This is a genomic window from Parazoarcus communis (genome assembly GCF_003111665.1).
In the GTDB taxonomy this organism is placed as follows: Bacteria; Pseudomonadota; Gammaproteobacteria; order Burkholderiales; family Rhodocyclaceae; genus Parazoarcus; species Parazoarcus communis_B.
Map to the genome: position 1 here is coordinate 3,693,261 of NZ_CP022188.1, position 12,664 is coordinate 3,705,924.

Here is a 12,664-nt window from a genome sequence, read left to right on the forward strand (position 1 = left end):
ACAAATGCATTTGATCCTGCGTATGTGTTGCGCGTCTAAATCCAACCGTGAGGCTGGATGGGTGTGTCGAAGTTTGTCGATTGCGTTACCATCGGCGCCTTTTTGGGCTTCGTGTGGCACGCTTCGGTTTTCCGGGAGCGCTTGTGCGGGCTCATCGTCGTTCATCCTCAACCGCCTCGTGGCGCGAGGGGATGCCGACCGCAACCGGAATCAACCGCAGGGAAGTATATTTCAGGATGACGACTCAAGGCAAAGCGATTGCGGTTCGGCACGAAAGGATTGATGAGGCTGCCGCTGGTCAGCGCATCGATAACTACCTGTTGCGTATTGCAAAGGGCGTGCCGAAAAGCCATGTTTACCGCATTTTGCGCAGTGGAGAGGTGCGGGTGAATGGGGGGCGTGTGCAGCAGACCTACCGCCTGGTGGTGGGGGACGAAGTGCGCATTCCGCCGATGCGAATCTCCGAGTCGGCGCGTTCCGTTCCACCTCCGGCGGGGAAAGCGTTGCCGGTCGTGTATGAAGACGACGCGCTTCTTGTCATCGACAAGCCTTCCGGCAAGGCGGTTCATGGCGGCAGCGGCATCAGTCACGGGGTGATTGAGCAATTGCGGGTTCAGCGTCCCGAGTTGAAGATGCTCGAGCTTGCGCACCGCCTTGATCGCGAAACGTCCGGGCTGCTGATCGTTGCCAAGAAGCGCTCTGCGCTGACTGCGCTGCATGACATGATGCGCGAAGGCGCAATGGAGAAGCGTTACCTGACCCTGGTGCCCGGACGCTGGATCAACCCCGTTCAGCACGTCAAGGCGCCGCTGTACAAGTATCTGACCCCGGAGGGGGAGCGGCGGGTTCGGGTCAGCCCCGAGGGCAAGCCGTCGCATAGCATCGTCCGGCTGGTGCGGCGCTGGAAGCGGTTCAGTCTGCTCGAGGTCGAACTCAAGACCGGCAGAACGCATCAGATCCGCGTCCATCTTGCGCACCTCGGCTTTCAGTTGTGCGGGGATGACAAGTACGGCGATTTCGCGCTGAACAAGGCGCTGGAAGGTGAGGGTCTGAAACGCATGTTCCTGCACGCAGCGAAACTGAGTTTCGTTCATCCGCTCACGGGTGAGCAGCTCGTGCTTGAGGCGGCACTACCGCCGGAGTTACAGCAATTCATTGATCGACTGGATGCACGGGAGCCCGAAAAGAATGGCTGAACGCTTTGATCTTGTTGTGTTTGACTGGGACGGTACCGTCCTGGATTCTGCCTCGGCCATTGTGCGATCGATACTGGCTGCGTGCAGGGATCTTGGTTTGCCTGAACCCAGCGAAGAGCGCGCGCGCTACGTGATTGGTCTCGGGCTCGGCGATGCGCTGCGTCATGCGGTGCCCGAACTGGCTGAAGAGCAGTACCCGCGTATGGTTGAGCGTTATCGCCACCACTACCTGGCTGGAGATCAGGATCTGACGCTGTTTCCCGGGGTGGCGGGCACGATCGAGTGGCTGGTGGGGCAGGGACGCTATCTTGCGGTTGCGACCGGAAAGAGCCGGAACGGACTGAATCGCGCGCTGGCGCATTCCGGTCTCGGGAAGTTCTTCCACAGCACACGCTGTGCCGACGAGTGCTTCTCAAAGCCTCATCCCGCGATGCTCGAGCAACTGATGGAAGAGCTCGGCGTTGCGCCACAACGCACCCTGATGATCGGTGACACAACGCACGATTTGCAGATGGCGAAGAACGCAGGTGTGGCGGGCCTCGCCGTCAGCTTTGGCGCACACCCGGTGGAGGCCTTGCGCGCAGAGTCACCCCTTGCTTGTGTCGATACGCCGCGCGAGCTCGATGCATGGCTGCGGAAAAACATCTGATCTGCCGCGCTGACGCGCTGCAGGACGGAGGTGACGGAGTTCGTTTCACGGCACCTGGAACAGGTTATCTGGCCGGTCCGGCCTTTGTGGTTCGGTACGGGGGCCGGGTGTACGCCTATCTCAACCGCTGCGCACACGTACCCGTTGAGCTGGACTGGATGGAGGGCAAGTTTTTTGATCTGACCCAGCACCTTCTGATGTGTGCCGTGCATGGCGCACACTATGATCCGCGCAACGGGCGTTGTGTGATGGGCCCCTGTAAAGGGGCTTCACTTCATGCGCTCAAGGTTGTGGAGGAAGACGGCCTTGTCTATCTGCTCTCTGATGTGGGGCCCGTGTCGACCTGAGTCAGGGGAGGTTCTTCGCCTTCAGGCAGCCCCGGCGAGCAGCAGGAACAGCGCTGGTCGCTTGGCGATGCAGGGACGTTCAGCCTTGCGCCACGCGCTGATTGTGCGCGTTACCAGGTATTCGTTCGCGGTACTCAGGTCGCAGGCAATGCAGAGTCGCGTTTCGCCGCCACACACCTTGAGCAGGGCGTCGAGCATACGGTCGTTGCGATAAGGCGTTTCGATGAAGATCTGCGTGCGGCCGAGTCGGCGGGACTCCTCTTCGAGTGTGCGAAGATTCACGTCGCGTTCGTTTTCCTGGACGGGCAGGTAGCCATGAAAGGCAAAACTCTGACCGTTAAGTCCTGAACCCATCAGGCCAAGCAGGATGGAGGAGGGGCCAACCATTGGTGCGACCCGGATTCCGAGTACGTGTGCGCGTGCAACCAGTCTGGCGCCAGGGTCGGCTACGGCGGGGCAACCGGCATCCGACATCAGTCCGACGTCGCGCCCTTCGAGTGCGGGCCTGAGCAATGCGTCAAGTGCGGCGTTGTCGGCCTTGTCCGGTAGCTCCTTGATGTCCGTGTCGCGCAGTACGCCGGGAAAGTCGATCTGCTTCAGATGCGCACGCGCGGCGCGCGCATTCTCGACGACGAAGTGCTGTAGTCGGGCCGCGCACTGCTGCACGTCGGCCGGTAGAAATGAAGGCCAGGTGGCATCACCGAGACTGACCGGGACGAGGAAAAGTGTGCCGCGAGCAGGTGTGTTCATGGCAGCAGCACGCCTTCGGTGCGCAGCATGCGCGAGAGCGCGATCAGCGGAAGTCCGATCAGTGCAGTCGGGTCGTCGCCCGCAAGTGCATCGAGCAGACTGATGCCGAGTCCCTCCGATTTTGCGCTGCCGGCGCAATCGAGCGGCATTTCAGCGTCAACGTAGCGACAGATTTCGTCATCGCTCAGGGTGCGGAAACGGACGCGCGTGACGACGCCTTCGCATTGCACCCGCTTGCTGGACGCGTGGATAAGTGCAACGGCCGTATGAAAGATGACCTCCTGGCCACTCATTCGTCTAAGTTGGGCGATTGCGCGTTCGACCGTACCTGGCTTGCCGAATATTTCGGTGCCCATGTAGGCGACCTGGTCACTGCCAATCACGAGCGCGTCGTCAAGCGTGTCGGCAATGGCTCTGGCCTTGTCGACGGCGAGCCGCTCGGCCAGTGCAGCAGGGGCCTCGCCCGGAAGTGCTGTTTCGTCGGTTTCGGGGCGTGCCGTTTCGAATGGAAGCTGAAGACGCTCGAGGAGTTGCTTGCGATAAGGGGAGGTTGAGGCGAGTACGATCTTCATGAGTTCAAGGCTGAGCGATGTTTTCGCCGCAAAGCGTGGATGGGCTTTGACAGCGAGCGGGAAAAAATAATATCATGCGCGGCTTATGTCCAACCAAGACGCAAAACTCGGGCACATCCCGGATGTATTCAAGTTCGCGTACGAACAGCGCAGGCTGTCCGGCGAGGTGAAGGTTGCCGCTTTCGAGCGGCTTTCTGATCTCCTGACGGACCAGTCCGGTGTGATTCGCTACAAGCTTGAAGGTGACGTGGATGCGATGCGCAAGCCCCGGCTTACGCTGACGATCGACGGCAGTCTGATGTTGCGTTGTCAGCGATGTCTCGGTGGGCTTGGTTGGGATCTGTCGGTACGCAATGCGTTGCAACCGGTTCGTTCGGGTCAGGAAATTCCCGAGGAAGAACTGGAAGACGACGAGGTCGATGCAATCGAGATCGAAGGTGATCTTGATGTGCTTTTGCTTCTCGAGGACGAGATTCTTCTCGCCCTGCCGCTTGCGCCTCGGCATGATGAATGTGGATCGCTTCGCCCTGAGGGCGGGGCAGTAAAGGAATCGCCTTTTTCCGTGCTGTCAGGCCTGCGGGCTAAAAACTAGTCCGGATCAGGTAACGTTTTTGTATTAGGAGTTTTTCATGGCTGTCCAGCAGAACAAGAAGTCCCCGTCCAAGCGTGGCATGCATCGTGCGCACGATTTCCTGACCGCGCCGGCTCTGGCTGTTGAAGCCACGACGGGTGAGGTTCATCTGCGTCACCACATCAGCCCGAACGGTTTCTACCGTGGCAAGAAGGTTGCCAAGGCCAAGGGCGAATAAGTCCGCGTCCTGAAATACAGGAGGCGGCGCATGGCGCAATGCGCCTGCGCCGCCTTTTTTATCCTCATATTCTGAATCACGCGAGAAGCCGATGGGTGTCACCGTTGCAATCGACTGCATGGGTGGCGATCACGGCCCGATCGTGACCGTGCCTGCTGCGCTGTCATTTCTGCGCAGTCATCCTGCCGTTAACGCGATCCTGGTTGGGCGCGAAGATGTGCTGGCGCCTCTGCTTGGCGACGCGCTGGCCGGCCTCGGTTCCCGGGTCCGTGTTCACCATGCGTCCGAAGTTGTCGGGATGGATGAGCCGCCTGCAATTGCCATGCGCAACAAGAAGGATTCGTCCATGCGCGTTGCTGTTGATCTGGTGAAAGCCGGTGAGGCAGCAGCAGCGATTTCCGCAGGCAATACGGGCGCGCTGATGGCGATTTCCCGTTTCGTGCTGAAGACCCTTCCCGGCATCGATCGTCCCGCGATCTGCTCCATCCTGCCTGCAGTGAAGGGGCATACCTACGTGCTCGATCTGGGGGCGAACGTGGATTGCTCAGCCGAGCATCTCCTTCAGTTCGGAATCATGGGGTCGATGCTGGTGGCCGCGGTCGATCACATCGAACGTCCGAAAGTGGGTTTGCTCAACATCGGCGAAGAGGCGATCAAGGGCAACGAAATCGTCAAGCAGGCCGGCGAGTTGCTGCGCGGAAGCGGGTTGAACTTCTGCGGCAACGTCGAAGGAAACGACATCTACATGGGCTCCGCGGATGTCGTTGTCTGTGACGGCTTTGTCGGCAACGTTGCGCTCAAGACCTCCGAAGGTCTCGCCCAGATGCTGTCTACCTTCCTTCGCGAGGCGTTCGGACGCAATATTTTCACGAAAGTGATGGCACTTGTTGCGCTTCCGGTGCTCAAGCAGTTCAAGCACCGGGTGGATCACAGGCGCTACAACGGCGCTGTACTGCTTGGTTTGCGTGGGGTCGTCGTGAAAAGCCACGGCTCCGCAGATGGTTTTGCCTTTGAGCAGGCCATTGCACGGGCAGCAGATGCGGCGGGTAATCAGCTGATCGAACGGATCAGCAGCAAAATGGCGAGCATGAGCGAGGCTGCAGCATGATCTATGCAAGGATTGCGGGCACCGGAAGCTTTCTTCCCGGCGAACCGGTCAGCAATGACGATCTCGTAAGGCGTGGGATCGATACGTCGGATGAGTGGGTGATGACGCGCACCGGTATCCGCTCGCGGCACCTTGCTACCGCTGACGTCGGCTCCAGCGATCTCGCATTGGTCGCATCCGAACGTGCGATCGAAGCTGCGGGCTGCGAAGCTGACGAGATTGATCTCGTCATCGTTGCAACCTCGACGCCCGACTACATTTTTCCGAGCACCGCAGCGTTGCTGCAATCGAAACTCGGTATCCGCAATGGCGGCCCGGCGTTCGACGTACAGGCCGTATGCAGTGGATTCGTCTATGCGCTGACGGTCGCCGAGAAGTTTATTCGTTCCGGAAGTCACAAGCGTGCGCTGGTCGTCGGTGCCGAAGTCTTCTCCCGCATCCTGGACTGGTCCGATCGTGGGACCTGCGTGCTTTTCGGTGATGGTGCCGGCGCAGTCGTGCTCGAGGCATCCGAGCGGCCCGGCATCGTCGCCTCGGCGCTTCATGCCGATGGTAGCCACCACCCGATTCTCTGCGTACCCGGCGGCGTTGCCTCGGGCCAGGTGATTGGCGACCCCTTCCTGCGCATGGATGGTCAGGCCGTGTTCAAGTTCGCCGTCAAGGTGCTCGGTGACGTTGCGCACGAAGTGCTCGACATGGCCGGCGCCGACGTTGCAAGCGTCGACTGGCTGATTCCCCATCAGGCCAATATCCGGATCATTCAATCGACCGCCAAGCGTCTCGGGGTTTCGATGGATAAGGTGATCACCACGGTTGAGCAGCACGGAAACACCTCTGCCGCGTCCATTCCGCTCGCGCTCGATATTGCGGTGCGCGACGGGCGTATCCAGCGAGGGCATCGGATTGTCATCGAAGGCGTGGGTGGCGGCTTCACCTGGGGCGCGGCCCTGATCGATTTCTGAGTCCTTCCCTCATTCAAACGGAGAGATGATGGCATTTGCACTGGTTTTCCCTGGCCAGGGGTCGCAGGCGGTTGGCATGATGGCCGCGTACGGCGAGTCTGCAATCATTCGCGAAACCTTCGCCGAAGCCTCGGAGGCACTTGGCGAGGATCTGTGGCAGATGGTTTGCGAAGGCCCGGCCGAGCGCTTGTCGCTCACGGTTAACACTCAGCCGCTGATGCTTACCGCCGGCGTCGCCGCATATCGCGCGTGGCTCGACGCGGGTGGTCCGAAGCCCTCCATGGTTGCAGGGCATAGTCTTGGTGAGTATTCGGCGCTGGTTGCTGCCGGCGCACTGGCATTCGCCGATGCGGTTCCGCTGGTCCGCTTTCGCGCACAGGCGATGCAGCAGGCTGTTCCTGCCGGTGAGGGGGCGATGGCTGCCTTGCTTGGCCTGGAAGTTGATGCCGTTCGCGAAGCCTGTCAGGAGGCTGCGCAAGGCGAAGTGGTCGAGGCTGCAAACCTGAACGCCCCCGGTCAGATCGTGATTGCCGGAGCAAAGGCCGCGGTAGAGCGTGCGATTGAGGCCGCCAAGGCGCGCGGTGCAAAACGTGCCATGCTGTTGCCGGTGTCGGCGCCCTTTCACTGCGCCTTGATGGGGCCCGCGGCAGAGCGCCTGTCGGAGCGCCTTAAGACGATCAATGTCATGACGCCGTCAATCGACGTGCTCAATAATGTCGATGTTGCGGTATGCAGCGCTCCGGATCAGATCCGTGATGCGCTCGTCCGGCAGGCCTTTTCGCCGGTGCGCTGGATCGAAACGATCCAGTCGATGGCGGGCCGTGGTATGTCGCACATCATCGAGTGCGGACCGGGTAAAGTGCTTGCAGGCATGACCAAGCGTATTGCCAAGGAAGTTGAGGGCGGTTCGGTTCATGATGCTGCCAGTCTTGAGCAGATGATTGCCACAGTGAGGTCAGCATGAGTTTTTCGCTTGAAGGTCAGGTCGCGCTGGTAACTGGCGCATCGCGCGGCATCGGCCGTGCGGTTGCGATGGAACTGGGTCGCCTCGGTGCGACCGTGGTCGGTACGGCAACGTCGGAGAACGGCGCAGCCGAGATCGCAGCGGCAATCGCTGAGGCCGGATTCAACGGCGCGGGGCTGGTGCTCAACGTCACCGACGCTGCAGCCTGCGAGGCAGTCGTCGGCGATATCGAGAAGCGCTTCGGTGCCGTTGGCATTCTGGTGAACAACGCCGGCATTACCCGCGACAACCTCGCAATGCGCATGAAGGACGAGGAGTGGGATGGCGTCATCGACACCAACCTCAAAGCGGTGTTCCGGATGTCGCGACTGGTCATGCGCGGCATGATGAAGGCCCGCACGGGCCGCATCATCAATATCACCTCGGTGGTTGCGAGTGCCGGGAACCCGGGTCAGGCAAACTATGCGGCTGCCAAGGCCGGTGTGGCTGGCATGAGCCGCGCGCTGGCGCGTGAGCTCGGCAGCCGTAACATCACGGTCAATTGTGTGGCGCCCGGATTCATCGATACGGACATGACGCGCGCAATGCCGGATGCAGCGCGCGACGCGCTGCTCGGCAACATCGCACTGGGCCGTCTCGGACGCCCCGAAGAGATTGCTGGGGCGGTGGTTTTCCTCGCTTCGCCGGCCGCGGCCTACGTGACCGGCACCACCTTGCATGTGAATGGTGGAATGTACATGTCGTGAACGCTTGTCGCGATAGCGGAAGCGTTCCTTTTTGGTAGAATACACGGGTTTTTTTCTAACACACCTGCACTTTCAGGGAAGGAGTATGTTCATGGAGAACATCGAACAGCGCGTAAGAAAGATCGTTGCTGAGCAACTTGGCGTAAACGAATCGGAGATCAAGAACGAATCTTCGTTCGTGGATGATCTCGGCGCAGATTCGCTGGACACCGTGGAACTGGTCATGGCACTGGAAGAAGAGTTCGAGTGCGAGATTCCGGACGAAGAGGCCGAGAAGATCACCAACGTTCAACAGGCGATTGACTACGTCACCGCCCACCTCAAGAAGTAATTGCTTTCTTTCCGGACGCCGCTGCGGCGGTGTCCGGATCGATCCTCATTCCTCCGCCTTGATTCCTTACGGAGATGCCCGTGTCGCGTCGTAGAGTCGTCGTCACCGGTCTGGGACTCGTCTCGCCGGTCGGCAATACCGTTCCCGAAGCCTGGGAAAACCTGATTGCCGGCAAGAGCGGCATCGGCCCTATCACCCGTTTCGATGCCAGTGCCTTCTCGGCCCGCATTGCCGGTGAAGTCAAGGATTTTGACGTCACCACCTATCTTTCCGCCAAGGAAGCTCGCCGCATGGATGTCTTCATCCATTACGGCATGGCAGCCGGCATTCAGGCGATTCGGGATTCCGGAATCGAGGTGACAGCAGCAAACGCCGAACGTATCGGCGTCAATATCGGGTCCGGCATCGGCGGCTTGCCGATGATCGAAGATACCCATGCGGACTTCGTTGCCGGTGGTCCGCGCAAGATCTCGCCGTTCTTCATTCCTGGCACGATCATCAACATGATCTCCGGCAACCTGTCGATCATGTTTGGCATGAAAGGACCGAACATCGCGGTCGTGACCGCATGTACCACGGGGCTCCACGCCATTGGCCTGAGCTCGCGCATGATCGAATATGGTGATGCCGACGTGATGGTTTGCGGTGGTGCGGAATCCACGGTAACCGAACTTGCTGTCGGCGGCTTTGCGTCAGCAAAGGCGCTGTCGACGCGCAACGACGACCCCGCCACGGCCAGCCGTCCCTGGGACAAGGGTCGCGATGGTTTCGTGCTCGGCGAGGGTGCGGGCGTGCTCGTGCTTGAAGAATATGAGCACGCGGTCAAGCGTGGTGCCAAGATTTACGCGGAGCTTTCCGGCTTCGGCATGAGTGGTGATGCGTACCACATGACCGCACCGGACACCGATGGTCCGCGGCGCAGCATGGTTAATGCACTGGCAAATGCCGGCATCAACGCCAGCGATGTGGATTACCTGAATGCACATGGCACGTCGACTCCGCTCGGCGACAAGAACGAAACCGAGGCAATCAAGCTTGCTTTTGGTGTGGATGCTGCGAAGGGCCTGGTGGTGAACTCCACCAAGTCGATGACCGGGCATCTGCTTGGCGGTGCGGGCGGCCTTGAGTCGATCTTTACCGTGCTGGCAGTGCATCATCAGATCTCGCCGCCGACGATCAACATCTTTGAGCAGGACCCGGAGTGTGATCTGGATTACTGCGCAAACGAAGCACGTTCGATGAAAATCGACGTGGCAATGAAGAACAACTTCGGTTTCGGCGGGACGAACGGAACCCTGGTGTTCCGCAGGGTATAAATCTGGGTGGGCGGCGACACTCATGGTGTTTCCGCTCTCCTTGACGCTCCGAAGTTCTCGAGGCGTACTGGCGTCAGTTTTCGTAACACATTGTGCTGCGGGGCTGGCGCTTTTTCATGCCACTCACTCGACCTGGTTGCTTGCGGGTGGTTTCGGACTGATTTTTCTCTCGGCGCTTGCTGCCTGGCGTGGCGAACTCAGCAAGCGAGGTGTCGTTCTTGCCCTTCAGGCAGATGGCGCCGTTATCCTGAAGCACGGCGACGACGGCGCGCCCGTATTTGCCCGTACGCGGCAGGATCTCGTCGTGTTCTCGGGTGTGGCCTGGCTCACGCTGGAGTTGCCCGATACACGAAGGGTGGGCCGCAGGCGGATGCGACTGATGCTGGTGAGATCGAATCTCCATCCGGATCAATGGCGCAGCCTGCAGATCTGGCTGCGCCATCGTGCGCTCGTTGTGCCTGCGGCGCCTAGCGCTTGAGCTTTCGCGGTCGCAGTACGGTGTCTCGTGCGCGGGGAAGGGTGTCGGGGAAGTCGCTGGAATGGTGCAAACCCCGGCTCTCCTTACGTTTCAGTGCGCACTGCACAATCAGGTCTGCAGTTACCACCAGGTTCCGGAGTTCGATCAGGTCATTGGAGACGCGAAAGTTCGAGTAGTACTCGTGAATTTCGCGCTCAAGCAGGCGAATCCGGTGCTGCGCACGCTGCAAGCGCTTGGTTGTGCGTACGATGCCCACGTAATCCCACATTGCACGGCGGAGTTCCGCCCAGTTGTGCGAAATCACGACTTCCTCGTCGGCGTCCGTTACTCGGCTCTCATCCCATTCGGGTAGCAGATAGATCGGCTTGTTGGCGTTGGCGAGAATGTCCTGCGCCGCAGCTTCGCCAAAAACCAGGCATTCAAGCAGGGAGTTGCTCGCCAGACGGTTGGCGCCGTGCAGGCCGGTGCCGGCTGATTCTCCGACGGCGTAGAGCGCCTGCACGTCGGTTCGTGCCGACAGGTCGGTGACGATGCCGCCGCAGGAATAGTGTGCTGCGGGCACGACAGGAATTGGCTCACGGGTGATGTCGATGCCAAGTTCGAGGCAACGCGCGTGAATATTCGGAAAATGGTTGCGCAGCCAGTCTGCTGGCTTGTGACTGATGTCCAGATAGACGCAATCAAGGCCGCGCTTTTTCATCTCGAAGTCGATTGCCCGCGCGACGATGTCCCGCGGCGCCAGTTCTTCGCGAGGGTCATGCTCAGGCATGAAGCGGGTGCCATCAGGCAGGCGAAGCAGGCCACCTTCGCCGCGGACCGCTTCCGAGATCAGGAAGGACTTTGCCTGTGGGTGGTAGAGGCAGGTCGGGTGGAACTGGATGAACTCCATGTTCCTGACCCGGCATCCTGCACGCCAGGCCATCGCAACACCGTCACCAGTCGCAACGTCGGGGTTGGTGGTGTAGAGATAGACCTTGCCGGTGCCGCCGGTCGCAAGCACCGTACTGCGGGCGCTGAACGTGACAACATGCTCCTGACGGATGTCGAGCACGTACGCACCGACACAACCGGTGTCGGGACGACCGATCTTCTCTCCGAGCACGAGATCGATGGCGATGTGGTGCTCGTAGATGTCGATGTTCGGATGGGCGCGAACCTCTTCGCTCAGTGTGGCCTGAACGGCTGCACCGGTCGCGTCTGCGGCGTGGATGATGCGCCGGTGTGAGTGGCCGCCCTCGCGGGTCAGGTGGTAGCCCAAGGCTGACTGGTCTTCCCGTGTAAACGGTACCCCGCGATTGATCAGCCACTCGATGGCCCTGCGGCCGTGTTCGACAACGAACCGAGTGGCGGCAGGGTCGCACAGGCCGGCGCCTGCAGTGAAGGTGTCCTGGATGTGCGCTTCGATGCTGTCGGTGGTATCCAGCACCGCAGCAATACCGCCTTGCGCCCAGGCACTTGCGCTGTCGGCAAGCTCGCGTTTTGTGACGATGGCAACCCGCAGGCGGTCGGCGAGTCGCAGTGCGAGCGACTGACCTGCGGTGCCGCTCCCCAGAATGAGAACGTCGTACTGTTTGTGCAAGATGGCGGCCAAACGAATGGGTGAAGCTGCCGAATATATCACGCAGCCACGGGACTGGGCGGCTGCGAGCCTTTCGTCATGCCCGATGCCGCTTTTCATGTCTATCGAATGGCGTAAGGGAACCGATACCCCTGTTACCTTCTGAACTAATTTTACGGCTGCCGGTCTTCAACCACAGAGCTTGATTTTGCTGTGCCTGCGGGCGGTCGCTTATACTTTGGCAGATTAATCATTCTCCGAAGAAGAACAGACCCCCAATGAGCGATCGTGAAATCGATCAGCAGCTGGTCGAACGCGTACAGCGTGGCGACAAACAGGCCTTCGGCTTGCTGGTAAGCAAATACCAGCGAAAGCTGAACCGCCTGCTGTCGCGCCTGATTCGTGATCCGGCCGAAGTTGAAGATGTGGCCCAGGAGACATTCATCAAGGCTTATCGTGCCTTGGGCTCGTTCCGGGGTGAAAGTGCTTTTTATACGTGGTTGTACAGAATCGGTATCAACACCGCGAAAAACTACCTTGTATCGCAGCGGCGCAGGGCGCCAACGTCTACTGGGTACGATTCGGAAGATGCCGAGACATTTGAGGATGGTGATCAGCTTCGTGACAACAACACGCCAGAGCGCTTGTTGATGACGAAGCAGATTGCCGAGACGGTGGACGAGGCGATGGCCGGGCTGCCCGAAGAGTTACGAACAGCGATCATGCTGCGCGAACTTGAGGGGCTCAGTTATGAAGAGATCGCCAACATCATGGACTGCCCCATCGGGACGGTTCGCTCCCGGATTTTCCGTGCGCGGGAGTCGATTGCTGAACGACTTCGGCCGTTGCTCGATACGGCTCACGACAAACGTTGGTAG

Annotated in this window: 16 protein-coding genes; 13 read left to right on the forward strand and 3 right to left on the reverse strand. The window is 60.0% G+C overall.

Annotation, left to right across the window (positions count from 1 at the left end; translation table 11 throughout):
* The first annotated feature begins 236 nt into the window (after positions 1 to 236).
* Genes CEW87_RS16840 through CEW87_RS16850 form a run of 3 tightly spaced genes read left to right on the forward strand, consistent with a single transcriptional unit; the run spans position 237 to position 2,192 of the window.
* On the forward strand, positions 237 to 1,196 hold the full coding sequence (locus CEW87_RS16840; protein ID WP_108977306.1) for an RluA family pseudouridine synthase: 960 nt from the start codon (positions 237 to 239) through the stop codon (positions 1,194 to 1,196).
* On the forward strand, positions 1,189 to 1,845 hold the full coding sequence (locus tag CEW87_RS16845; RefSeq protein WP_108974841.1) for an HAD-IA family hydrolase: 657 nt from the start codon (positions 1,189 to 1,191) through the stop codon (positions 1,843 to 1,845). The genes CEW87_RS16840 and CEW87_RS16845 overlap by 8 nt, the downstream gene beginning before the upstream one ends.
* Entirely contained in the window at positions 1,824 to 2,192 is a 369-nt protein-coding gene (locus tag CEW87_RS16850; protein WP_108974843.1) for a Rieske (2Fe-2S) protein, read from the forward strand. The genes CEW87_RS16845 and CEW87_RS16850 overlap by 22 nt, the downstream gene beginning before the upstream one ends.
* Positions 2,193 to 2,213: 21 nt before the next feature.
* Here CEW87_RS16850 and CEW87_RS16855 read toward each other — a convergent pair whose 3' ends face one another.
* Both CEW87_RS16855 and CEW87_RS16860 read right to left on the reverse strand, forming a co-directional pair.
* Positions 2,214 to 2,942 (reverse strand): SAM-dependent methyltransferase, encoded by a 729-nt coding sequence (locus CEW87_RS16855; protein ID WP_108974845.1) that lies wholly within the window; start codon positions 2,940 to 2,942, stop codon positions 2,214 to 2,216.
* Positions 2,939 to 3,514, reverse strand: coding sequence for a Maf family protein (locus CEW87_RS16860; RefSeq protein WP_108974847.1), 576 nt, complete (start codon positions 3,512 to 3,514; stop codon positions 2,939 to 2,941). Before CEW87_RS16860 ends, CEW87_RS16855 begins: the two co-directional genes overlap by 4 nt.
* Before the next feature lie 166 nt (positions 3,515 to 3,680).
* Here CEW87_RS16860 and CEW87_RS16865 point away from each other — a divergent pair, with 166 nt between their 5' ends.
* The 9 genes from CEW87_RS16865 (at position 3,681) to CEW87_RS16905 (ending at position 10,228) form a co-directional block, all read left to right on the forward strand.
* Positions 3,681 to 4,106 (forward strand): YceD family protein, encoded by a 426-nt coding sequence (locus tag CEW87_RS16865; RefSeq protein WP_332871686.1) that lies wholly within the window; start codon positions 3,681 to 3,683, stop codon positions 4,104 to 4,106.
* A 37-nt stretch (positions 4,107 to 4,143) separates the two neighbouring features.
* The gene (gene rpmF, locus CEW87_RS16870; RefSeq protein WP_108948205.1) at positions 4,144 to 4,323 is read left to right on the forward strand and encodes a 50S ribosomal protein L32; all 180 of its coding nucleotides are present in this window, start codon (positions 4,144 to 4,146) and stop codon (positions 4,321 to 4,323) included.
* 91 nt (positions 4,324 to 4,414) lie between these two features.
* Positions 4,415 to 5,431 carry a phosphate acyltransferase PlsX gene (gene plsX / locus CEW87_RS16875; RefSeq protein ID WP_108974851.1) on the forward strand — a complete coding sequence of 339 codons (1,017 nt, stop codon included), beginning with the start codon at positions 4,415 to 4,417 and terminating at the stop codon, positions 5,429 to 5,431.
* Positions 5,428 to 6,393 carry a beta-ketoacyl-ACP synthase III gene (locus CEW87_RS16880; RefSeq protein ID WP_108974853.1) on the forward strand — a complete coding sequence of 322 codons (966 nt, stop codon included), beginning with the start codon at positions 5,428 to 5,430 and terminating at the stop codon, positions 6,391 to 6,393. The genes plsX and CEW87_RS16880 overlap by 4 nt, the downstream gene beginning before the upstream one ends.
* A gap of 28 nt (positions 6,394 to 6,421) precedes the next feature.
* On the forward strand, positions 6,422 to 7,357 hold the full coding sequence (fabD, locus tag CEW87_RS16885) for an ACP S-malonyltransferase (protein WP_108974854.1): 936 nt from the start codon (positions 6,422 to 6,424) through the stop codon (positions 7,355 to 7,357).
* Positions 7,354 to 8,103, forward strand: a complete 750-nt coding sequence (gene fabG, locus CEW87_RS16890) for a 3-oxoacyl-ACP reductase FabG (protein ID WP_108974856.1) — start codon at positions 7,354 to 7,356, stop codon at positions 8,101 to 8,103. The genes fabD and fabG overlap by 4 nt, the downstream gene beginning before the upstream one ends.
* Before the next feature lie 91 nt (positions 8,104 to 8,194).
* Positions 8,195 to 8,434 carry an acyl carrier protein gene (gene acpP, locus CEW87_RS16895; RefSeq protein ID WP_108951194.1) on the forward strand — a complete coding sequence of 80 codons (240 nt, stop codon included), beginning with the start codon at positions 8,195 to 8,197 and terminating at the stop codon, positions 8,432 to 8,434.
* Between the two features lie 80 nt (positions 8,435 to 8,514).
* On the forward strand, positions 8,515 to 9,750 hold the full coding sequence (gene fabF, locus CEW87_RS16900) for a beta-ketoacyl-ACP synthase II (protein ID WP_108977308.1): 1,236 nt from the start codon (positions 8,515 to 8,517) through the stop codon (positions 9,748 to 9,750).
* Positions 9,751 to 9,772: 22 nt separating this feature from the next.
* Positions 9,773 to 10,228 carry a protein YgfX gene (locus CEW87_RS16905; protein WP_159098198.1) on the forward strand — a complete coding sequence of 152 codons (456 nt, stop codon included), beginning with the start codon at positions 9,773 to 9,775 and terminating at the stop codon, positions 10,226 to 10,228.
* Here CEW87_RS16905 and nadB read toward each other — a convergent pair.
* Positions 10,218 to 11,807 carry an L-aspartate oxidase gene (nadB, locus tag CEW87_RS16910; RefSeq protein WP_108977310.1) on the reverse strand — a complete coding sequence of 530 codons (1,590 nt, stop codon included), beginning with the start codon at positions 11,805 to 11,807 and terminating at the stop codon, positions 10,218 to 10,220. The genes CEW87_RS16905 and nadB overlap by 11 nt on opposite strands.
* A gap of 257 nt (positions 11,808 to 12,064) precedes the next feature.
* Here nadB and rpoE point away from each other — a divergent pair, with 257 nt between their 5' ends.
* Positions 12,065 to 12,664, forward strand: a complete 600-nt coding sequence (gene rpoE / locus CEW87_RS16915) for an RNA polymerase sigma factor RpoE (RefSeq protein WP_108974860.1) — start codon at positions 12,065 to 12,067, stop codon at positions 12,662 to 12,664.

Coding starts and splice junctions, on each gene's coding strand:
- CEW87_RS16840 (WP_108977306.1), top strand. CDS start 237: ATGACGACTCAAGGCAAAGCGATTGCGGTTCGGCACGAAAGGATTGAT.
- CEW87_RS16845 (WP_108974841.1), top strand. CDS start 1,189: ATGGCTGAACGCTTTGATCTTGTTGTGTTTGACTGGGACGGTACCGTC.
- CEW87_RS16850 (WP_108974843.1), top strand. CDS start 1,824: ATGGCTGCGGAAAAACATCTGATCTGCCGCGCTGACGCGCTGCAGGAC.
- CEW87_RS16855 (WP_108974845.1), bottom strand. CDS start 2,942: ATGAACACACCTGCTCGCGGCACACTTTTCCTCGTCCCGGTCAGTCTC.
- CEW87_RS16860 (WP_108974847.1), bottom strand. CDS start 3,514: ATGAAGATCGTACTCGCCTCAACCTCCCCTTATCGCAAGCAACTCCTC.
- rpmF (WP_108948205.1), top strand. CDS start 4,144: ATGGCTGTCCAGCAGAACAAGAAGTCCCCGTCCAAGCGTGGCATGCAT.
- plsX (WP_108974851.1), top strand. CDS start 4,415: ATGGGTGTCACCGTTGCAATCGACTGCATGGGTGGCGATCACGGCCCG.
- CEW87_RS16880 (WP_108974853.1), top strand. CDS start 5,428: ATGATCTATGCAAGGATTGCGGGCACCGGAAGCTTTCTTCCCGGCGAA.
- fabD (WP_108974854.1), top strand. CDS start 6,422: ATGGCATTTGCACTGGTTTTCCCTGGCCAGGGGTCGCAGGCGGTTGGC.
- fabG (WP_108974856.1), top strand. CDS start 7,354: ATGAGTTTTTCGCTTGAAGGTCAGGTCGCGCTGGTAACTGGCGCATCG.
- acpP (WP_108951194.1), top strand. CDS start 8,195: ATGGAGAACATCGAACAGCGCGTAAGAAAGATCGTTGCTGAGCAACTT.
- CEW87_RS16905 (WP_159098198.1), top strand. CDS start 9,773: ATGGTGTTTCCGCTCTCCTTGACGCTCCGAAGTTCTCGAGGCGTACTG.
- rpoE (WP_108974860.1), top strand. CDS start 12,065: ATGAGCGATCGTGAAATCGATCAGCAGCTGGTCGAACGCGTACAGCGT.